General features: G+C 33.4%; 24 protein-coding genes. 1 reads left to right on the top strand and 23 read right to left on the bottom strand.

Annotated elements, in window-relative coordinates; genetic code table 11:
• Positions 1–2: 2 nt before the first annotated feature.
• From bshA to CAB05_RS08675, 4 genes are all read right to left on the bottom strand, one after another.
• A complete protein-coding gene (gene bshA, locus CAB05_RS08690; protein ID WP_087999426.1) occupies positions 3–1,133 on the bottom strand; it encodes an N-acetyl-alpha-D-glucosaminyl L-malate synthase BshA in 1,131 nt (376 codons plus the stop codon).
• A gap of 35 nt (positions 1,134–1,168) precedes the next feature.
• Positions 1,169–1,870, bottom strand: a complete 702-nt coding sequence (gene bshB1, locus CAB05_RS08685; RefSeq protein ID WP_087999425.1) for a bacillithiol biosynthesis deacetylase BshB1 — start codon at positions 1,868–1,870, stop codon at positions 1,169–1,171.
• Between the two features lie 157 nt (positions 1,871–2,027).
• Positions 2,028–2,831 carry a 4-hydroxy-tetrahydrodipicolinate reductase gene (dapB, locus tag CAB05_RS08680; RefSeq protein WP_087999424.1) on the bottom strand — a complete coding sequence of 268 codons (804 nt, stop codon included), beginning with the start codon at positions 2,829–2,831 and terminating at the stop codon, positions 2,028–2,030.
• Between the two features lie 5 nt (positions 2,832–2,836).
• A complete protein-coding gene (locus CAB05_RS08675; RefSeq protein ID WP_087999423.1) occupies positions 2,837–3,163 on the bottom strand; it encodes a nucleotide pyrophosphohydrolase in 327 nt (108 codons plus the stop codon).
• A 136-nt stretch (positions 3,164–3,299) separates the two neighbouring features.
• Here CAB05_RS08675 and CAB05_RS08670 point away from each other — a divergent pair, with 136 nt between their 5' ends.
• The gene (locus CAB05_RS08670; protein WP_087999422.1) at positions 3,300–4,172 is read left to right on the top strand and encodes a YitT family protein; all 873 of its coding nucleotides are present in this window, start codon (positions 3,300–3,302) and stop codon (positions 4,170–4,172) included.
• A 43-nt stretch (positions 4,173–4,215) separates the two neighbouring features.
• On the opposite strand, the gene CAB05_RS08665 is transcribed toward CAB05_RS08670, so the two are convergent.
• The 19 genes from CAB05_RS08665 to hbs form a co-directional block, all read right to left on the bottom strand.
• Entirely contained in the window at positions 4,216–4,896 is a 681-nt protein-coding gene (locus CAB05_RS08665; RefSeq protein WP_087999421.1) for a zinc metallopeptidase, read from the bottom strand.
• Between the two features lie 58 nt (positions 4,897–4,954).
• Entirely contained in the window at positions 4,955–5,737 is a 783-nt protein-coding gene (locus CAB05_RS08660) for a sporulation protein YpjB (protein WP_087999420.1), read from the bottom strand.
• Between the two features lie 58 nt (positions 5,738–5,795).
• On the bottom strand, positions 5,796–6,380 hold the full coding sequence (locus tag CAB05_RS08655; RefSeq protein ID WP_174567280.1) for a DUF1405 domain-containing protein: 585 nt from the start codon (positions 6,378–6,380) through the stop codon (positions 5,796–5,798).
• Between the two features lie 151 nt (positions 6,381–6,531).
• Positions 6,532–7,311, bottom strand: a complete 780-nt coding sequence (locus CAB05_RS08650; RefSeq protein WP_087999419.1) for a menaquinol-cytochrome c reductase cytochrome b/c subunit — start codon at positions 7,309–7,311, stop codon at positions 6,532–6,534.
• 58 nt (positions 7,312–7,369) lie between these two features.
• Positions 7,370–8,044, bottom strand: coding sequence for a menaquinol-cytochrome c reductase cytochrome b subunit (gene qcrB / locus CAB05_RS08645; RefSeq protein ID WP_087999418.1), 675 nt, complete (start codon positions 8,042–8,044; stop codon positions 7,370–7,372).
• A 2-nt stretch (positions 8,045–8,046) separates the two neighbouring features.
• Positions 8,047–8,547, bottom strand: a complete 501-nt coding sequence (locus CAB05_RS08640) for a QcrA and Rieske domain-containing protein (protein WP_087999417.1) — start codon at positions 8,545–8,547, stop codon at positions 8,047–8,049.
• Positions 8,548–8,690: 143 nt separating this feature from the next.
• Entirely contained in the window at positions 8,691–9,140 is a 450-nt protein-coding gene (locus tag CAB05_RS08635; RefSeq protein WP_087999416.1) for a DUF2487 family protein, read from the bottom strand.
• A gap of 148 nt (positions 9,141–9,288) precedes the next feature.
• Positions 9,289–9,831 carry a ReoY family proteolytic degradation factor gene (locus tag CAB05_RS08630; protein ID WP_087999571.1) on the bottom strand — a complete coding sequence of 181 codons (543 nt, stop codon included), beginning with the start codon at positions 9,829–9,831 and terminating at the stop codon, positions 9,289–9,291.
• A gap of 57 nt (positions 9,832–9,888) precedes the next feature.
• On the bottom strand, positions 9,889–11,151 hold the full coding sequence (locus CAB05_RS08625; protein WP_087999415.1) for a tetratricopeptide repeat protein: 1,263 nt from the start codon (positions 11,149–11,151) through the stop codon (positions 9,889–9,891).
• Between the two features lie 25 nt (positions 11,152–11,176).
• Positions 11,177–12,466: a 3-phosphoshikimate 1-carboxyvinyltransferase gene (aroA, locus tag CAB05_RS08620; RefSeq protein ID WP_087999414.1), complete on the bottom strand. Its 1,290-nt coding sequence runs from the start codon at positions 12,464–12,466 to the stop codon at positions 11,177–11,179.
• Positions 12,467–12,684: 218 nt separating this feature from the next.
• Positions 12,685–13,761 (bottom strand): 3-dehydroquinate synthase, encoded by a 1,077-nt coding sequence (gene aroB, locus CAB05_RS08615; protein WP_087999413.1) that lies wholly within the window; start codon positions 13,759–13,761, stop codon positions 12,685–12,687.
• Positions 13,761–14,930, bottom strand: a complete 1,170-nt coding sequence (gene aroC, locus CAB05_RS08610) for a chorismate synthase (protein WP_087999412.1) — start codon at positions 14,928–14,930, stop codon at positions 13,761–13,763. The genes aroB and aroC overlap by 1 nt, the downstream gene beginning before the upstream one ends.
• A gap of 102 nt (positions 14,931–15,032) precedes the next feature.
• Complete coding sequence (locus CAB05_RS08605) at positions 15,033–15,803, bottom strand: CheR family methyltransferase (protein ID WP_087999411.1); 771 nt, start codon at positions 15,801–15,803, stop codon at positions 15,033–15,035.
• Between the two features lie 367 nt (positions 15,804–16,170).
• Positions 16,171–16,617, bottom strand: a complete 447-nt coding sequence (gene ndk, locus CAB05_RS08600; RefSeq protein WP_087999410.1) for a nucleoside-diphosphate kinase — start codon at positions 16,615–16,617, stop codon at positions 16,171–16,173.
• A gap of 258 nt (positions 16,618–16,875) precedes the next feature.
• The gene (gene hepT / locus CAB05_RS08595) at positions 16,876–17,838 is read right to left on the bottom strand and encodes a heptaprenyl diphosphate synthase component II (protein WP_087999409.1); all 963 of its coding nucleotides are present in this window, start codon (positions 17,836–17,838) and stop codon (positions 16,876–16,878) included.
• A 42-nt stretch (positions 17,839–17,880) separates the two neighbouring features.
• Positions 17,881–18,591: a demethylmenaquinone methyltransferase gene (locus CAB05_RS08590; RefSeq protein WP_087999408.1), complete on the bottom strand. Its 711-nt coding sequence runs from the start codon at positions 18,589–18,591 to the stop codon at positions 17,881–17,883.
• A gap of 40 nt (positions 18,592–18,631) precedes the next feature.
• Positions 18,632–19,309, bottom strand: a complete 678-nt coding sequence (locus CAB05_RS08585) for a heptaprenyl diphosphate synthase component 1 (RefSeq protein ID WP_158093220.1) — start codon at positions 19,307–19,309, stop codon at positions 18,632–18,634.
• Positions 19,310–19,444: 135 nt separating this feature from the next.
• The gene (folE, locus tag CAB05_RS08580; protein ID WP_087999406.1) at positions 19,445–20,017 is read right to left on the bottom strand and encodes a GTP cyclohydrolase I FolE; all 573 of its coding nucleotides are present in this window, start codon (positions 20,015–20,017) and stop codon (positions 19,445–19,447) included.
• Between the two features lie 138 nt (positions 20,018–20,155).
• Positions 20,156–20,428, bottom strand: coding sequence for a non-specific DNA-binding protein Hbs (gene hbs, locus CAB05_RS08575; protein ID WP_056466694.1), 273 nt, complete (start codon positions 20,426–20,428; stop codon positions 20,156–20,158).
• Between the last annotated feature and the right edge of the window lie 126 nt (positions 20,429–20,554).

Genomic DNA, 20,554 nt, shown 5'->3' with positions numbered 1-20,554 from the left:
GGTCAATTCAGCCCTAATAAATCCTTATAGATTGATAAATATTGTGAAAGAATCTGAGATGAATGGAATCGTTCCTTTACTAGTTCAATTGCGCGTTTAGAAATTTTCTGGTGCAATTCCTCATCTTTTAATAAATTTAGTGTGTGATACGTAATTTGTTCAATATCACCCAAATCACAAAGATAACCATTCTCACCATGTTCAATCACTTCAGGAATTCCACCCACTCTTGTACCGATACATGGTACGCCACATGCCATTGCTTCTAAAAGTACAAGACCAAAGCTTTCTTTTGATGATAATAACAGTTTCACATCACTCATCGATAATAATTCTTCAACATTTTCTTGTTTCCCTAAAAATAATACATCTTTTTCTATTCCAAGTTCATTTACTAATTTACAAAGCACTGAAAGTTCTGGCCCATCACCAACTAATAGAAGTTTCGCTGGGATTTCTTTTCGAACTAAATTAAAAACATTTACAACATCTTTTGTTCGCTTTACTTGTCTAAAATTAGATATATGAATAATGACTTTTTCATGTTCTTCTATTCCGTACTCAGCCTTTAATGCCCGACAATTCCGTTTATAGTAAACTCTTTCATCGATGAAATTGTAAACTGTTTGAATATCCTTATCCGGACTAACAAGATCATTTGTTTGAAGAATTAAATCGTTCGAAACAGCAGTAACTGCATCAGATTTTTCAATTCCAAATTTAATTAATTCTGTTAAAGATGGATCGTAACCTAGTACCGTAATATCCGTTCCGTGTAAAGTTGTAACAATTTTCACCTCATGGTGAATCATTTGTTTTGCTAGAAAAGCACAAACTGCATGAGGAATTGCATAATGAACATGTAGAATATCTAATTTTTCACGATTCGCAACTTCAGCCATTTTACTAGCTAAAGCTAAATCATACGGAGGGTACTGAAATACCGAGTACTGATTTACTTCTACAGCATGATAGTAAATATTTGGATTTACTTTATTTAATCGAAAAGGCATACTTGATGAAATAAAATGAATCTCATGTCCTTGCTCCGCTAATAATTTACCTAGTTCAGTAGCGATAACCCCAGAACCACCAACAGTAGGATAACATGTGATCCCAATTTTTAACTTCATTTTATCTCTCCTAATAATCTTCTCTGTATTCGTTCTTAAAGAAGCCAATCAGCATTTAGCAAAAGAGGTTTTTTACTCATAAACCCTTCACCATATGAAATACCTACTTCTTTTCCAATCATCTTTTCTCTAGCTATCACACTATTTACATAGTCATTTGTTAATGGCGTTACTACACCAGATTCACCAGGTGTAAATTGGCTTTCATATGCTTCTAAAGCCAATTGTTTATCATTAATTGTTTCTGAAATATCAACAATAAAATCCGGTTTGTGGAAGCCATTAATCATGTATTGGAAAACATTTTTGACTTTATGGGCTTCATAATTTGAAGATGAACTGTATTTTCGAATGCCTGCAGAAAAAACTGCTTCTTCAATTATTTTTGTACAATTACCATGATCTGGATGACGATCAATTTCATATGGAGAAAATACAATACTTGGTTTTGTCATTCGAATTAATTGAACGACTTCCTTAATGGCACCTTCATGTAAATAAAGTCCTCTGTCAGGTAATGACAAATTGAACCGTTTTTTAACCCCTAGTACTTCATCTGCTTTTTCAGCTTCTTTTCTTCTTGTTGTTGTATCACCGTTTGAGGAAAGTTCTGCTTCAGTTAAATCACAGATTGCTACTTTATATCCTAACTTTGTTAGTTTCGCAATTGTCCCAGCCATCCCTATTTCAACATCATCAGGATGAGCACCAAATGCTAACACATCAAAATAATCCAATTTATTCACTCACTTCCTAACTAACTTAAAAATTTTCTAATTGTCTTTGCTGTAATTGTTTGTCGCAATAGGTATTTGGTATACATTACATAGTCATACGTAAACCAGGTTCAAGAGCATTAGTTCTCATTGCATCTTGATGAAAGTAGATTCCATATCAATCCATAATATTTTCTAAGCCATATATAAGTTCAGAAAGCTTCATAACCTCTTCAATTGAAACCTTTACACCTGACATGAAGGATGCTCTATTCATAGAATCATGACGGACTGTTAATAATTGCCCGTCTCCTCCAAATAAAACTTGTTGGTGAGCAACTAATCCAGGCAATCTTACACTATGTACTCTCATGCCATTCATTTCTGCTCCTCTTGCTCCTTTTTCAGTTTCAACTTCACTTGGATGACCTTGTCGTTTATATTCTCGTGCTTCCTCGATCATTTGTACAGTTTTAAGTGCTGTACCAGAAGGTGCATCTAATTTTTGATCATGATGAAGCTCAATGATTTCGATGTCTTTAAAATATTTAGCAGCCATTGCAGAAAACTTCATCATTAAAATCGCTCCAATTGCAAAATTCGGCGCAATAATACAGCCTAAACCATTTTGGGAAGCTAGTTCTTTTAATTCAGCTAATTCATCATTCGTAAAACCTGTCGTACCAATAACAGGTCGGATGCCGTTTTTCAATGATAAAAACGCATGTTTTTTGCCAATTTCAGGCGTTGTTAAGTCAACTAAAACATCAAATTTTTCATTTTCAATACATTCTTCTAGCGTTTCATAAACAGCTGCTTCGCCTTGATACCCCGGATAAAACTGTTGAACAGTCCCACCGCCATACTTATAATCTACTGCTGAAACTAGCTCAAAATGCTCAGTTCTTTCGATTAACTGAAGTGCTTCAGTTCCCATCTTTCCTCTTGGTCCTGCCAAAACAACGCGAATTACTTTCTCCATACGATTCAATCCTTCCTTGTCCAACGATCTTTATCCCTAGTATTAAATTTATCCATAACCATATCATGGGCTTCTTGTAAATCGATATTTAAACTATTTGCCAAACAAATCATTACGAATAATACATCGCCCAGCTCTTCTTCAATTAGTTTTTCTTTTTCTGTACTCTTTTTTGGTTTTTCACCATATGTATGATTAATTTCTCTAGCTAATTCACCCATTTCTTCAGTTAAACGAGCCATCATTGCTAAAGGACTAAAATAACCCTCTTTAAATTGTCCAATATATGTATCTACTTCATTTTGCATTTCTTTCATCGTTTTTTCGTGCATACTAATATCAACTCCTCAACTAAATCTTATCGAAATGACCACATTTTGACAAATTATATATTATTTTACTTGAAAAAAATACAATATAAGATAAAAATAAGAGTTTAGGGTGATTTTAATAGTATGGAGGAAGTTTATGATTTTTAATTTGAAGTTACGTAACATCTTTTTTATTCTTTTAGGCTCTGCAATTTTTTCATTTGGTATTTTGAATATTAATATTCCAAACAACCTAGCTGAAGGAGGATTTACAGGGATTAACTTAATTCTTTTAGCAGAACTTCATATTCCTGTATGGATTTCAAATTTAGCGTTAAATATTCCATTGTTTTTTATTGGATGGAGATTACTTGGAACAGTTACAATGCTCTATACAATTATTGGAACAGTTGCAGTTTCATTTTTCTTAAAATTATTTGAGAAATTCCCATTTACAATTGATGTACACGGAGATTTAATGTTAGCTTCATTATTTGCTGGTGTATTTATTGGAGTTGGTCTTGGAATCATTTTTCGTTTCGGTGGTACAACAGGTGGTGTTGATATAATTGCTCGTCTAGTCTATAAATACAAAGGCATCAATATGGGTAAAACAATGTTTGTTTTCGACTTCGTTGTTATCACATTATCATTATTAACATATTTAAAAGCTTATGAAGCCATGTACACATTAGTTGCTGTATTCGTTGGAGCAAGAATTATCGACTTCATGCAAGAAGGAGCTTATGCTGCACGTGGAGCAAATATTATTTCAGATAAAAATGATCAGATTGCTGCCCGTATTATGAAGGAGATGGAACGAGGAGCAACTTACTTAAAAGGTACTGGTACTTTTACTGGTGAAAGTAAAGATGTTTTATTCTGTGTCGTTCCAAAGAATGAATTAGTGCATTTAAAAAATATTATTCAAGATATTGACCCTCATGCATTCGTTGCTGTTACAGAAGTTCACGATGTATTGGGAGAAGGCTTTACACTTGATGAAAATAAAGTTCCGATTCAACCATAAAAAAAAGAGGTTCTTAGCATATGCCTAAGAACCTCTTTTTGCATTAATCTTCGTCGTTTTGCATTCCTGTATAGATTAATACTAAACGTAATAACTCCAGCACTGCTACAGCTGCTGCTGCTACATATGTTAATGCTGCTGCATTCAATACACGTTTTGCATACACATTTTCGTTCGAATTAATAATCCCACTTGTTGTCAGTTGAGTTAATGCTCGGCTAGATGCGTTAAATTCAACTGGTAAAGTTACAACTTGGAATAAAACACCAAGTGCTAAAAGGAGAATACCTACTAATAACATTCCTGATGCCTGCGAAAAGATCCCAATTAAGATAAAGATCCACGAAAAGTTTGAGCTGAAATTTGCGACAGGTACTAAAGAATGTCGAAATCTTAAGAAGCCATAATCTTTTGCATCTTGGATTGCATGACCTACTTCGTGCGCTGCAACTGCAGTACCTGCAACAGTATGCCCATGATAATTCGCTGATGATAAACGAACTACTTTGGCACGTGGATCATAGTGATCTGATAAATATCCACGAGTTTCTTCTACTGCAACATTAAACAATCCATTATCATTTAATATTTTTCTTGCTACTTCTGCACCTGACATGCCTGATGTAGAGCTTACTTTTGCATATTTATTAAATGTAGATTTAACTTTAAATTGTGCATAAATCGGTATGATTAATACAATTAGAAAGTAAATTAAAAAGCCCATTACTATTCCTCCAAAGAAAGATATTTTAGGATATTGTAATGATTAAACGAGAAATTTGTCAATCATTATGCTCTCTTTGCTTTTTGTTTTTATTGCGCTCTCCTATATATTTTCTCCATCCCACATAACAAAGAGTACCGACAATAATACCACCTGTTGTAAATAATGTCCAAAATGTTGCTGGTGGAAATATTGAGTTTCCTTGTTCAAAAATCATTAATAACTCTGTTTGAGTTTGATCTAATTTTTGACTAAATGCAGGTAAAGCTTCTTTGTTTACACGATAGTCATCTAAAAATGAAACGAGAGAATTGATTTTCTTTACTTCATCATACGAGAGATCACTTAATAAACTTGGATATATAATCTCAAATTGGTGTAAAAACTGATTTAGTTGAATATCATATGCTTCTGTATTGCCTCTTTCAAACGCTGAGTCCATATTATGTAAAGGTGTCATAACTGCATTTTTCATTTCTTTCCACATCGGCTGAACAGACGTTTCCCTAGCGTCAATTAATAGTCTTAATCCAAGTACTTTTGCAATTTTTTCTTGTGAATCACTGGCATCATTTTCTAATGTTTGCAAAGCATTTTGGAATGTAACTGAAATTGTTTCTAAATCTTTTGGTGTAAAATCCTTATTCTTTTTAGCATTTTCCATATACTTTACTTCAAATTGTTCAATGAGATTTGCACTATGAACATAATCACCTTCTTGAACTAAAGATAGTGATTTTTCTATTAGAGTTGTTTCCGAATCTATTTTAGCTAAACCTTTTTGATGGTGAAATGAAAAGAAAATAAAAAAAATGCTGATTCCCACTATTAATTTTTTCATCAAATCCCTCCCTCATAACTACTAATAATTATGAGAGAACGGACAAGAATAGAACTGATCAGATGGAAGCTCTATTTTTAAAAATTAACTGGAAATAAGCAATTAAAATCACAAATATTGATAACCAAAAAGTAAATAAAGCAATCCAATCTATGTAAAATCCAAGCATATGATATGTAGGCATTGTTCCAAATACATAATCAAAAATTAAATCTTGTAAAATCCATATACTAGCAAGCGCTAAATGCCATCTCTTCACTTTAAACATAGGGGCATAGAGAATCGCTTGAAGTGCCATGCAGCCATGCGAGAAGATTAACATATAAGCAATCTTATCAAGTCCACCATCAATATATAAAACAGCTCCATTCATGGCAACTGCCCAAATACCATATTTAACTAAACTTACATATGCTAATGCTTCTATTAATCCATTTTGTTTTCTAAATATCCATAATAATAAAACAAAACAAAAAAAGAGTGATGCAGTTGGGCTATCTGGAACAACAATTCGGAGCCAGCTCGGTGTCTCAATTAATTGAGATTTGTACCAGTAATAGCCATAGATTGTTCCAAGTACATTTACTATGAATAAGGCAATTAAACTCGAACGTAGCCTCATTAAACTGTAAAGAATGTTCACATTCACACTTCACTTTCATTTGTACTTTATGACTATACTTATTTTATAACACAAAGTTCACAATTCCAATGACAAAAGACCTATCAGACATGTTACTATTTCAGTATAAAATATGTATTAAAAAAAGAGTCGAAAATTCGACTCTTCTTTATTATTCAGCTGCTTGACCAGCTTTTGAAACAAATTCAGCTAGGATTTTCAGTTCTTCATCAGTACCTTTAAATACACCAGCTGGCATTGCTTTTTGACCGTTTTTTGCAATTTCTGCAATTTCTTCAGGTTTTAAACCACTGTTTTGAAGACTAGGCGCTGCCGCTCCACCTTCAAGGTTATCACCATGACATGATACACATGTATTTGTTTGTAATAACTTATATGCAGGATCTTCTTTATTTAGTTCAACAAAGGCACGGATTTTACCTTGCTCTTTTTGTTTTTTCCAATCATGGTGAGCAGTTGCTTCCCATGTTAAATAAATAACCCCTGCAAAACCAAGTAACATAAAGCCAGTAGCTAAAGGACGTTTAGAAGGTCTTCTTTCTGTACTACGGTCTAAAAATGGCGCTAATAATAAGCCACCAAACGCTAGACCAGGAATTACGAAAGCACCTAATACGTTATAGTCACCTGAAGCAAAGCTATATTTTAAGAATTGATATAAGAATAAGAAATACCAGTCTGGTAATGGTGTATAACCAGTATCAGTTGGATCTGCAACCCTCTCAAGTGGAGATGGATGTGCAATTGTTAATGTTAAGAATCCAGCTAAGAAAACTGCTCCTACCATCCATTCTTTTAATAAGAAGTTTGGCCAGAATGCTTCAGTTTTACCAGGATACTCAGAATAATCTTTTGGAATATTTGCTTTACGACCTGCCATTGCAGGTACACGTGAGTCACCTACAAATTTCATTCCTTTACCGCGATGCATGTTCTCCCTCCTTTATTCGACACACTTTAGTCTGTAACTAAAGCCCATGCACTAAATCTTATAGTGGACCTGAAATACCTTGCTTACGAATGATTAAGAAATGCGCACCCATAAGAGCAAGTAAAGCACCAGGTAAGAAGAATACATGAATTGCGAAGAAACGAGTAAGTGTTTGTGCACCAATGATTTCTGGATGACCTGCAATTAACGTTTTTACTTGCTTACCAATAAATGGTGTTTGTTCAGCAATTTGCAGACCTACTTTTGTCGCAAATAATGCTTTCATATCCCAAGGTAATAAATATCCAGTAAAGCCTAATCCAAGCATTACGAAGAAAATTAAAACCCCTACAATCCAGTTAAGCTCACGAGGCTTTTTATATGCGCCTTGGAAGAATACACGTAAAGTATGTAAAAACATCATAACAATTACTAAACTTGCACCCCAGTGATGCATACCACGAACGATTTGTCCGTATGCAACGTTGTTTTGTAAGTAATAAACAGATTCCCATGCATTTTTAATATCCGGAACATAATACATTGTTAAGAACATTCCAGATAAAATTTGAATTACTGTAACGAAAAATGTTAATCCACCAAAGCAATATACGAATGCTGAAAAATGATGTGCTGGATTAACGTGTTCAGGTACTTCATGATCAGCGATATCTCTCCACAGAGGTGTAATTTCTAATCGCTCATCTACCCAGTCGTAAATTTTGTTTAACACGATTATTTTCCTCCTTGTGGTAACGCTTTACCAAGATAAAAAGCATCTTTTTCCACTTTTACTTGATATTGATCTAGTGGTGCAAGTGGTGGTGTTCCTTTGATATTTTGACCGCTTTTTTCGTAACGACCACCATGACATGGACAGAAAAATTGCTCTGGATGTTCTTTGTTGTCATTCCAACCTACTGTACAGCCTAAGTGCTTACAAACAGGTGATAATGCGACAATGTCTCCATTTTCGTCCTTGTAAACCCATGCAGAATGAGGAGCATCAGATTTTACCCAACCATCAACTTGCTTAACTTTAAAGTCAAATCGTTTTGGTTCATTTGTTAAATCTTTCAGTAATCCTACCTGCACTAATGATCCAGCTTCTTCTTTTTGTAAAACTGGGTCAATTGCAAAGCGTGCTAATGGCATTAGCATTCCTGCAGCCATGAAACCGCCTACACCAGTTAACGTGTAGTTTAAGAACTGGCGTCTTGAAACCTTTTCACTCATGAAAATTCCCCCCTCTATCACAAGTACTCCTGTACGGACAACAGCTATAATAATAAAACTAGGACACTTTCATAATATAATAACAAATTTAGAAGGTCAATAATATCCTAATAATAATCATATTAATAATGTTGTTTTTATTTTTATCCCCATATTTTAGAAAATAATGCATTTAAATGCGTTAATTGTTTATCAACAATTACTCTTTGCGTAGTCTCATCTAAATTATTAATGTTTAGTGCTGGTAACCAAATTAAAGTTTCGTTAAACTCAGCATTTAATTGTTTCCAATCATAATCACATGTCAAATAAAAAACATGTTTCATTCCACTTTGGATAAACTCTTGATGCCACTCATTTAAACGGTCTAATTTGTTGTTTTCCCCTAATAAATAAGTAAATTCTGGAGCAATTACAACCCTACCTTTATATGTACGTTCAATTTCTGATGTAAGAATAATTAGATCCTCACGTTGCTCTGCAAGACTGATCTGATCCTTATGTAAAGATACAGGACATAGTGGCACAATGATTGTATCTATGTATTGTTGATGTGCTAAAACCTGTTCTAAATCACTTGTCGTCCATTTCATTTTGCTTCCTTCTTCCTATTTGAAAATACCTTAAACATAATTGTGAAATTTTTGTGAACAAATATCTATTTTCCATTTAACCATATAATACTATTTTAAGAAAGAAAAAAAGCCCTCAAAAAATGAGGACTTTCAGTTAATCAATTCTTTAAGTAATTAACGTTTTTAATTGATTTGTTAATTCCTGAAACCTTTTTGCATCTTGTTGATCTAAGGCTTCATCAATCAGTCTCATTAAACGATCTCTTTGGAAATTTATTAATGAATCAGAAAGGAGCTTTTCAGCGATTACCCGATCTTTTTCATTGCTGCTTAAGTTTTTTGGTAAATGAGGATTCTCTTCTAAAACTGAAACAAACATTGGATATTGAAAAGAAGATTTAAAATTCAATTGGATATAAATATCTTCATCCCTATTCAGGCGAATATCATGAAATGACTTTTCTGCATCTGTCGTCATTACATTTTGTTTATAAAAATGGAATGGCACTTCTTTCACACAGTTTGTCGACATCACTAATCCTCTTGGACAATACTTAGACTGTTCTACAAAATGAACTTTTTTCATTAAGTAATCATGGCTCATTAAATAATTTAAGATCCAAACACATTCTCTTTGCTTAAGTTGAAAATTACTTAAAAACCATTTCACAAAATCCTTCTTCTCGTTCACAGATACAGGGGTTGCCATTTTATAAATCCCTCCTCTGTCCATCATATTTGTCCCCTTTTTGGCGAATAAAGAATATTACATAATTTCATTTATTCTGTCAAGACGTTCTCTTACTTCTTCCTGCAGGTATTCATCATCTTGAAGTTTTAAATATACCTCTTTCGCTTCCTGAATTAAGCCTTCTTCAAATAATAAATCTCCGAATTCCTTTAGGAAGGAAATTTCTTGGTTAAAGTCATTATATGCTAAGCGATATTGATTTAATGCCAAATCATATTTTTCAATTCCGTAATATGCTTTTCCTAAGTCCCAATTAAAATGAGGATCAGAAGCTCCATGCTCTATTGCCAATTCAACGCTACCAATAATTTCATCGAAATCTTCTTCTTCAAATAAAATCCCCACTAATAATTGAACTGCCTCAATTAATGATGGATCATAAATTAGCGCTTCTTGTAAGTGTTTTTTACTTGAATCTAAATCTTTTAATTTACGAGCTAACTTGGCAGCTGACATAAGGCACTCTACATTTGTTTCATCCACCAATAAAGCTTTTTGTAAAATATCGTAGCCCTCTTGATATTGTCCTTCTACGTCAAAAGCTTTACTTAACCATAAATGAGCTACTAAGTACTCTGGGTCAAAGAAAATAGCTTCCTCGAAAATAGGGATACATGCTGCATAACGCTCTGCTTGAAACAATGTAATACCATAACCTAATAATGTATGAAAGTCTTTTGATTGTTCGATCCCTTTTTCATAAAAAGGAATTGCTTCTTCCCATTCACCTTCTGCACTTAAGCTTTCAGCTAATCGTAATTCTTTACTTACGCCATTTACTTCAATATCTTGATTCATTAGCTTCTCGTAGAATGGAATAGCCTTTTTATAATCATACTTACTAAAGTAATATTCTCCTAATGCAAAATCTACAACTGGTTCATTCGGTAATATTCTTTTTGCTTCAAATAATTTTTGTTCGGCAACTTCATCAAGCCCTTGAACTTGATATAAATCTGCCATTAAAAGTAAAGCTTGAACCTTTGTTTCATTATTTTCTTTTATAGTCAATAAGATTTCCAGGGCTTCATCTTCTAAATCAAGATCCAATAGTAGTTCTGCATAAATAATTTTTAATTCTTCATCGTCATCATATAAATACACTAGATCTTCAATAATATTTTTTGCTTCATCAAGTAATCCTAATGATTGAAAAAGAATTGCAGCTTCGTATTTTTCTTCATCATTTGCATTTTTTACACTATTTTTTAAAACCTCTAATCCTTTTTCAGTTTGACCATTTTCAATAAGCTGAACAGCTTCATAAATATTACTCATTAAAACACCTCTTAATCCGAACTTCTTACTTTAATAATTCTTGTAATTGCTCTTTAAAATTTGGGAAAGATACTGCTATACACTCTGTATTTTCAATAAAAGTTTCACCATCTGCAAGTAGAGATGCAACTGATAACATCATTCCCATTCTATGATCGCCGTGAGAGGCTACATTTGCGCCATTTAAAGCTTTATTACTTCCTTGTATAATCATACCATCTTTTGTCGCTTCAATGCTTACTCCAAGTTTTGTTAGTTCTGTAACGACTGTTTGAATACGATCTGTTTCTTTCACTCTTAACTCTTCAGCATCTTTAATAATCGTTTCACCTTCAGCTTGAGAGGCAGCTAAAGCCAAGATTGGTAATTCATCAATACAAGTCGGTATCTCTTCACCACCGATTATTGTACCTTTTAATTTTGCTGATTTCACTCGTAGATCTGCAATAGGTTCACCATTTACAACTTTTTCATTTTCTAATGTAATATCCGCACCCATTCTATCTAGAACTGTCAAAATTCCAATACGTGTTGGATTAACCCCAACATTTTTTAATAGGATTTCACTATTAGGTATAATTGAACCAGCTACTAGGAAGAATGCCGCTGAAGATATATCACCTGGTACAGTCACATTCGTAGCTTTTAATTGTTGACCACCTGTAATAGAAACGGTATTTCCACTAACATCTAATTCACACCCAAAAGCCTTTAACATTCTTTCAGTATGATCACGAGATTTTTCAGGTTCAGAGACGATTGTTGTACCGTCTGCAAATAAACCTGCTAATAAGATTGAAGATTTTACTTGTGCACTTGAAACAGGTGATTCATATGAAATTCCTTTTAACTGGCCACCTCTAATTGAAATCGGTGTATATGTAGCATCATCACGTCCATCAATTTGTGAGCCCATCATTTTTAAAGGTTTTGTCACTCGTTTCATCGGTCTCTTTCCAATTGACTCGTCACCAATGATAACCGAATGAAACGGCAATCCACTAATGATTCCCATTAAAAGTCTTGCTGTTGTACCTGAGTTTCCAACATCTAATACCGATTCTGATTCTTTCAGTCCTTCAATACCATTACCATAGACAAGTACTTCATCCTTTTGAACGTCAATATGTACGCCTAGTTTTCGGAAGCAATCGATTGTACTTAAACAATCTTCCCCTAATAAAAAGTTCGTAACTTTAGTCACCCCAGTTGCTAATGAACCAAACATGATTGCTCTATGAGAGATTGACTTATCTCCAGGAATTGTAACTTCACCAACTAAACTGACTTTATGATTTGAATGTGAATTGTTCATTTTAGACACCTTTTAAAACCTTTCTATATGTTATTTACATTCCATTTTTATGGTTTCAAACCTTTTTTTTTAAGAAAAATCTGTTCGACTAATTACCCTAAATTATTCAATAAATTTGCGAAAATATATTTACTTACTTTCGCTTATGAAAAGTTCTTTAGAAAAAGAAAATGATATTTTGATTGATTGTCGTATCAAAACATCATTTCCTATTAAGATTATTTAGTTAACATCGTAAGAAAACGATTCAATTGTTCTTTAATGACATGTTCATCTAATTCACATAAAATTGGTTTTCCGAAATCTTTTAATAGTACATAATTTATTTTTAAATCAATGTTTTTCTTATCTTGTTTCATTAATTGAATGATCGATTCTGTTTCTAAATCCATGTAAAAAGGATAATTAAGTTGTTTAAACCATTGCACAAGTTCCTGAAACGATAAGTCTACTTCAAATAACTGTTCACTCATATATACCGCAAAAAGCGTTCCAAATGCAATTGCTTCACCGTGAGTTGTTTTTGAATATCCTAAATACGCTTCTATTGCATGTCCCAGTGTATGACCTAAATTTAAATAAGCACGAATGCCACTTTCTCTTTCATCCTTTGAAACAATTTGATTTTTCACCTGAATTCCCATTAAAACGCATTTTTCAATTACATGTTGATCAAGGTTTTCAAGATGATGGATCTGATTCATCAACCAAGAAATATTGTCTTTAGATGAAATCAGTGCTTCTTTAATGATTTCAGCAAAACCAGAACGCCATTCATTGATCGGTAAAGACTGTAAAAAGTTAAGTTCATAGAGTACAAGCTCAGGCTGATAAAACGCTCCAACAATATTTTTAGCTGCTGGTAGATTGATCGCTACCTTACCACCGATCGCGCTATCATGAGCTAGTAGAGTTGTAGGCATTTGAACGAATCGTATGCCTCGCATATATGTTGCTGCAACAAAGCCTGCTAGGTCTCCAACGACGCCTCCGCCTAAAGCAATGATTAAACTATTACGATCCAATTTACTTTCAAAACATTTTGCTAAACACTTTTCATAGTAAGTGAAACTTTTACTTTGTTCACCACTTGGAATAATATATTCATCGAAATTTGATAACTGCTTTTTAACTTCTTCTAAATAATAAGGAGCAACATGATCATCAGTAATGATCAATATTTTCGAAACTTTCGGTGAAAAACCTTCAATCATAGACTGTAAACCATTTAATATATCAAATCCAATACAAACATTGTATTGTTTAGAGCTTGTATTGACAGCGATGACTTCCATTAAAACTTCCTCGCATACTCACGGTACTCTTCAATATTTCCTTTTAAACGGTCTAATTGATCAGACTCAAATTGCTCAACAATTGCTTTTGCAACCTCCCAAGCAACAATGTGCTCAGCCACGACTGAAGCTGCAGGTACTGCACAGCTATCAGAACGTTCGATACTTGCTTCATAAATTTCTTTCGTCTCGATATCTACTGTTTTTAATGGCTTGTACAATGTTGGGATCGGCTTCATAACAGCGCGTACGACAATCGGCATTCCTGTCGTCATACCACCTTCGAAACCACCTGCGTTATTTGAATGACGGTAATACCCTTTCTCTTCAGAAAAAGCAATTTCGTCATGCACTTCACTTCCAGGGACTGATCCAGCTTTAAAGCCGATTCCAAATTCTACACCTTTAAAAGCATTAATACTAACAATTGCTCCGGCTATTTTAGAGTCTAGTTTACGATCATAATGAACGTAGCTTCCAACTCCTGGTGGCATACCTTCTACAACAACTTCTACAATACCACCTAATGAATCTCCATTTTGTTTCGCTTCATCTATTAATTGTTTCATCTGTTCAGTCGCATCTTGATCGATACATCTTACTTCAGAATCCTCAGCTTGCTTATGTAAATCTGCTACATTTTGATATTCCATTTCTTTTGCTTTGACTCCACCAATTTCAATTACGTGGCTAGCAATTGTAATGCCCACTTCTGATAATAGTTTCTTTGCAACTGCACCTGCTGCTACACGAACTGTCGTTTCACGAGCAGATGAACGTTCTAATACATTACGAACATCCCTAAATCCATATTTTATCGCACCATTTAAATCTGCATGACCTGGTCTAGGTTTAGTAATACTTCTTTTACCTTCATACTCTAAATTTTCTAGAGGCTCAGCACCCATAATATTAGTCCAGTGAGTGAAGTCCTTATTTTCGACAACTAATGCGATTGGCGAACCTAATGTATAGCCATGTCGAACACCACTTGTAATTTGTGCAGTATCTTTTTCAATCTGCATTCTTCGACCTCTACCATAGCCACCTTGACGTCTACGAAGTTCAACATTAATTTCTTCTGATAATATTGGTAAACCCGCTGGAACGCCTTCAATTATCGTAGTTAATTGGGGACCATGCGATTCACCTGCTGTTAAATAACGCATTCCTTCACCTTCTATTTATGTAAGATTTAAAATTATTAGTTACTACTATATCACAACCTAATCTTAAATTAATATAAAAAAAGAACCATAAAATGGTTCTTATCACGATTTTTTATAAAAAAATGTTTCATTTGATGTAAAAGAATACTTTTCTGCATGAAAAATTTGTTCTGTACTCCCTACAAATAATATTCCATTTTGATTCAATGAATTTGAGAAATTTGTATAGATATCAACTTTAGCTTCTTCAGTAAAGTATATTAGAACATTTCTGCAAACGATGACATCAACATTTTTTTCATAAGCATCTAATAGTAAATTATGTTTTTTGAATTGAATTTGTTTTTTTAATTCGTCACTTACTTGATAGATTGTTCCTTCGTGTTTGAAATATTTCGCTAATAAATCTTTGGGTACATCTTTAATAGCTTTTTCATTATACACGCCAATTTTAGCCTTTGATAAAACATTCTCATCGAGGTCAGTTGCAATAATTTGAAATTGACTTGGCTTTAAATATTTTAATAAAATCATTGCGAGTGTATATGGTTCTTCACCAGTAGAGCATGCAGCACTCCATATTTTTAATTTGCTATTATTTTTCAATAAAGGTGGTAGAATGTTTTTTTCGAAAACGTCCCATCGATTGGGATTTCGGAAGAATTCAGAAACATTAATCGTCATACGATCTAAGAATTCATAATATAGTTCTTTATCTTTCTCCATGCCTTTAAAGAAATCGACAAATGATCGAAATCCCTTTTTCTCATATAAAGATTTTAATCTTCTTTTCATTTGCGATTCTTTATACAAGTATAAGTCAATCCCTGATTTCTTTTTTACTAAATTAATAAAATCAATATAATCGTCCATAATATTCCCCTACTATTTATTTAAAGATTCTGTTAAAAAAGAATGTTTGAATTCCATTCTAGGTACTTCGCTTTCCATGGGGCGTGACGACCCTGAGCCTCCGGGTCACACGATGTGGATCATGCATACTTTACGACAGGACATCGTGCTTTTAGCATGCCTACCTTGCTTGCCCTCCGGAGTCTCAAGTTTCCTGCATCTTCCATAGAAGTCTTCGCGCCTTCCATTCCAATTTCTCTCGAACCTGCTATTCTCTTTTCATACTCTTAATGTATTTAGCTAAAATCAACAATTAATATTATCAGTGACTATTTAAAAAAAGCCAGCAAATATCTGCTGGCTTTATCTTATCATATAAATTTTAGGATTAGTATACCCACTCTTTAATTAACTTTGAATATTCAATTAACTCTTCTTCTTTAAAGAAAATTCCAATTTCACGCTCAGCGCTAGCTGGTGAATCAGAACCGTGAATAATGTTTTTTCCTACTGTTGCAGCATATTCGCCACGAATAGTTCCTGGTGCTGAATCTTTAGGATTTGTTGCACCCATCATTTGACGTGCGGTAGCGATTACATTTTCACCTTCCCAAACCATAGCAAATACAGGGCTTGAAGTGATGAAATCTACTAATTCTCCAAAGAATGGACGTTCTTTATGCTCAACATAGTGAGTTTCTGCTTGTTCTTTTGATACTTGCATTAATTTTGCGCCTACTAATTGGAAACCTTTTTTCTCGAAACGAGATACGATTTCTCCGATTAAATTACGTTGTACTCCATCAGGTTTTACCATTAAATAAGTTCTTTCCATCATGCTCGACCCCTCTAGTTCAATTATGTATAAACAATACAGTAGAATAGTATCATCTATTTCCAAAATTATCAATAGTTAAAAATCTTATTATTTTAGAAAAATTGGAATCGCTTACAGTTGAGTAGGGAGTAGGCATCAAAACTTTTTTAAAGGGGCTCCTATTATTCATTAGTATCATACTATAAAACTTGTGTAAAACACTATAAAAAGCCAAAAGAGGCAGTTACAAAATGCAGTAGCATTTTATGGCTGCCTCTAATTCTTTCTATTACCGATATTTTTAGCAATTAAGATTAACATTTCTTTTGCTTCATGATCTGGCAATGTTTCAATGCATTTTAATGATTTATTTAGATATTCTTCACTGATTCTTCTCGCTTCTTTAATAAAGCTACTTTTACGTATTTGATTGATCAGTGGTTTGACCGTTTCTGGATTGATTCCTTCATAGATTGAAGTAATTTTTTCCTTTAGCGATTGATCTTGCATAGCAAAAAGTACAGGTAATGTAATATTTCCTTGAATTAAATCACTACCAGCAGGTTTACCCAATTCTTTTTCTGATGCCGTGAAATCTAAAATATCATCCATTATTTGATATGACATTCCTAAATAATATCCGTAATCTCTTAGTGATTTTTGAATTGATGAAGATGCACCCGATGCAATTGCTCCAATTTCACAGCTTGCAGAAATTAATAATGCCGTTTTTCGTTTAATTCTTCTCAAATAGCACTTTAAATTTTGTTCATAATTATATTTATCCTTGATTTGCTCTATTTCTCCTAAGCAAATTTCTAGAATTGTATTTGACAATTTTTGATGTGCTTCTGGTATCTCAATTTCAGACATGCACTCTAGCGCTTTGGCAAATAGAAAATCTCCGGCGTACATTGCAACTCGATTATCATATGTAGAGTTGATTGTAGGTTTACCTCTTCTTAGACTAGCTTCATCTATTACATCATCATGGACTAATGATGCCATATGAATGATTTCTAAAGTTGCCGCTACATGTTTAATAGATTGAAGGTTATATTGTCCAAATTTAGCACTAAGTAATACAAATAATGGCCTAATTCGTTTCCCACCTGATTGAAGTAGCTGTAAAGAAGCATCTTTCAATATAGGCTGAGACGAATTGACAGTTTGATGAAGTGTATATTCAATCTCGTTTATATCTTTTTTTAAATAAGAATACTTCCATTTAACCTTCATTCCGTTCACCTTACTATTCATTCCAATTTATAACTTACAATGTTAATTTTTCGGTTTTTTACCTAAATGCATTGCTGCAACACCAAATGTAAATGGTTTAATTTCAATATTTTCTAAACCAGCTTTTTCGAATAGTTTTGCAAGCTCTTTCATTCCTGGGAACGTACTTGCACTTTCTTGTAACCAAGAATATTCTTTAAAACTTTTTGCAAAGAGTTTCCCAAATATCGGCATTATAAATTTAAAATAAGCTTTGTAAACATGCTTAATTCCAAAAGTAGTTGGCTGAGAAGTTTCAAGACAGACTACAATTCCACCAGGTTTGACAACTCTTGTCATTTCTTTTAAAACTTGGTAATAATCAGGGACATTACGTAAACCGAATCCAATCGTCACGACATCAAATAAATTATCCTCAAAAGGTAATTCCATTGCATTACCATGAATTAAAGATACTTGAGTCAATTGTTGTTTTTGAACCTTTTCTTCACCAATTGAAAGCATATTTTTACTAAAATCTAGACCAAAAACTTTTCCATCTTTTCCAACTGCATCTGCTAATGCAATAGTCCATTCACCTGTTCCACAGCATACGTCAAGCGCTTTCATGCCTTTTTGGACATTCATAACTCGCATCGTCTGCTTTCTCCAAGCAATATGGCGTTGAAAACTAATAATTCCATTCATTTTATCATACTTGTTATATATTTTTTCAAACACATCATGGACGCGTTCTTCTTTTGATTGAGTCATGTAAACCCCCACTAAACTAATTACAACTTCTTGACTGTTATTAATTTTGTAATTGTAAGATTATTTTTGATATTACATCAAGTAATTGATTTTTATTTGTTTGAACACCTTGTAAAGATCCTAAATGCTTAATAAAATCAGAATCCCCACCATCTTTTATATGTTGACTCTCCTGATCTAATCTTGTGATCAAACAATTATTTTCGATTTTTTTGATTGATTCTGTTGAACCAATATATTTTGCAAAATGAACAAGTATCGTTGATTCAATCACTGTAATACATCTTAGTAATTCTTCTAATGAAGTAAATTTATGATGTACTAAATTAATTTTTTGCTCATTCATTTCTTTAACCGCATATGAAAGCTCTTTTATTAAACGAATCTCACCAGTACTAGATAAAGCCTCGTAGTATAGTCCGCTGTAGAAATCCCCTTCTAGAACAGTCAATTGTTTCTTTTCTCTATCTTGAGGTGTACCTTCGTATGTAGACACCAATTCGTGAGTATCAAGTGCGATTTGATGGATCATCAATGCTTTGCAGTAATGAATAATCTTTTCTTTTGCAAAATGATGCTGATTCATTAATTCTATGAGAATCGTCACTTTCACTTCATCGATTGTAGGTGGTAAGAGGTGTTTATTCAAATACGGATGCTTTATTGCATTTAATATTTGTGTTTTTACTTCGTTTTTTAACTGTTCAACGTTACTCATTATTTCCATCCAATCCATTAATTACTAACTTGTACTATTATACCATAAGAGTATTGTATGGTATAAACTGATTCACTTCTAATGTTAATGAATGCTTTTAAAAAAAGCAGGAAGACCTGCTTTTTTTAATTGATGTTAGTTTTTTGAATGAATCATAGAAAGAATTTCGTTTCTACCTTGAACATCTTCCTTTAAAGAACCACGTACAGCAGTCGTAACAGTTTTTGAACCAGGCTTTCTAACGCCACGCATTGACATACACATATGCTCCGCTTCAACAACTACCATTGCACCATGAGGCTCTAATACCTCCATAATTGCGTCAACAACTGATGAAGTAATACGCTCTTGTAATTGTGGACGTTTTGCGATTGTTTCAACTGTACGAGCTAATTTACTTAATCCAGTTACTCTACCATTTCTAGGGATATAAGCAACATGAGCTACCCCGTAAAATGGTAATAAGTGATGTTCACACATAGAATGGAATGGGATGTCTTTTACTAATACCAATTCCTCATGATCTTCACCGAATACTTTATGTAAATGTTCCTTCTCATCTTGATGCATACCTGAAAAAACTTCTGCATACATTTTCGCTACTCGCTTAGGTGTTTCAAAAATACCTTCACGATTTGGATCGTCACCAATAGCCTCAAGAATTTGGCGAACTGCTTGTTCAATTTGTTCTAAGTTTACTTCTTTCATTAACTGATCCCCCATGCATAAAAAAAATTCTAATATTCATTTCTATCAGATTTGTTTATTTTAACATATTTCTTTTTTTATAAGCAAAAAAAGAAGGATGCAATATAAGCATCCTTCTATTTCGCTTAAATTATGTAATTATTTTACAGCATCCTTAAGCGCTTTACCAGGTTTGAAAGCTGGAACTTTACTTGCAGCGATTTCGATTTCTTCGCCTGTTTGTGGATTACGTCCTTTACGAGCCGCACGCTCACGTACTTCAAAGTTACCAAAGCCGATTAATTGTACTTTATCCCCGTTTTGTAACGCACCAAGAATTGATTCGAATACAGCATCAACTGCTAAAGTAGCTTGTTTTTTTGTTAATTCACCAGCTTCAGCAACTGCATTGATTAAGTCTGTTTTGTTCATGTCTTTCACCTCCTCCCAAAAAAGTTATAATTTAAGTCTTATTTTCATTAGTGACCAAAATTCAATATTTTATACAACAAATACCAATAATTTCATTGTCATGCCTTATATTATACGATTCTATCG

It is taken from the genome of Gottfriedia solisilvae, assembly GCF_002128405.1.
GTDB lineage: Bacteria > Bacillota > Bacilli > Bacillales > Bacillaceae_G > Gottfriedia > Gottfriedia solisilvae.
This window is presented reverse-complemented; position numbering and strand designations above follow the sequence as displayed.

Coding starts and splice junctions, on each gene's coding strand:
- aroA (WP_087999414.1), bottom strand. CDS start 12,466: ATGAACAATTCACATTCAAATCATAAAGTCAGTTTAGTTGGTGAAGTT.
- folE (WP_087999406.1), bottom strand. CDS start 20,017: ATGAAAGAAGTAAACTTAGAACAAATTGAACAAGCAGTTCGCCAAATT.
- CAB05_RS08675 (WP_087999423.1), bottom strand. CDS start 3,163: ATGCACGAAAAAACGATGAAAGAAATGCAAAATGAAGTAGATACATAT.
- ndk (WP_087999410.1), bottom strand. CDS start 16,617: ATGGAAAGAACTTATTTAATGGTAAAACCTGATGGAGTACAACGTAAT.
- CAB05_RS08650 (WP_087999419.1), bottom strand. CDS start 7,311: ATGCATCGCGGTAAAGGAATGAAATTTGTAGGTGACTCACGTGTACCT.
- hbs (WP_056466694.1), bottom strand. CDS start 20,428: ATGAACAAAACAGACTTAATCAATGCAGTTGCTGAAGCTGGTGAATTA.
- CAB05_RS08590 (WP_087999408.1), bottom strand. CDS start 18,591: ATGACTCAATCAAAAGAAGAACGCGTCCATGATGTGTTTGAAAAAATA.
- CAB05_RS08670 (WP_087999422.1), top strand. CDS start 3,300: ATGATTTTTAATTTGAAGTTACGTAACATCTTTTTTATTCTTTTAGGC.
- dapB (WP_087999424.1), bottom strand. CDS start 2,831: ATGGAGAAAGTAATTCGCGTTGTTTTGGCAGGACCAAGAGGAAAGATG.
- CAB05_RS08665 (WP_087999421.1), bottom strand. CDS start 4,896: ATGGGCTTTTTAATTTACTTTCTAATTGTATTAATCATACCGATTTAT.
- aroC (WP_087999412.1), bottom strand. CDS start 14,930: ATGCGTTATTTAACAGCAGGTGAATCGCATGGTCCCCAATTAACTACG.
- CAB05_RS08625 (WP_087999415.1), bottom strand. CDS start 11,151: ATGAGTAATATTTATGAAGCTGTTCAGCTTATTGAAAATGGTCAAACT.
- CAB05_RS08630 (WP_087999571.1), bottom strand. CDS start 9,831: ATGGCAACCCCTGTATCTGTGAACGAGAAGAAGGATTTTGTGAAATGG.
- aroB (WP_087999413.1), bottom strand. CDS start 13,761: ATGGAAGTCATCGCTGTCAATACAAGCTCTAAACAATACAATGTTTGT.
- CAB05_RS08640 (WP_087999417.1), bottom strand. CDS start 8,547: ATGAGTGAAAAGGTTTCAAGACGCCAGTTCTTAAACTACACGTTAACT.
- hepT (WP_087999409.1), bottom strand. CDS start 17,838: ATGAAGGTTAAATGGAAGTATTCTTATTTAAAAAAAGATATAAACGAG.
- CAB05_RS08660 (WP_087999420.1), bottom strand. CDS start 5,737: ATGAAAAAATTAATAGTGGGAATCAGCATTTTTTTTATTTTCTTTTCA.
- CAB05_RS08635 (WP_087999416.1), bottom strand. CDS start 9,140: ATGAAATGGACGACAAGTGATTTAGAACAGGTTTTAGCACATCAACAA.
- bshA (WP_087999426.1), bottom strand. CDS start 1,133: ATGAAGTTAAAAATTGGGATCACATGTTATCCTACTGTTGGTGGTTCT.
- CAB05_RS08605 (WP_087999411.1), bottom strand. CDS start 15,803: ATGGACGATTATATTGATTTTATTAATTTAGTAAAAAAGAAATCAGGG.
- CAB05_RS08585 (WP_158093220.1), bottom strand. CDS start 19,309: ATGAGTAACGTTGAACAGTTAAAAAACGAAGTAAAAACACAAATATTA.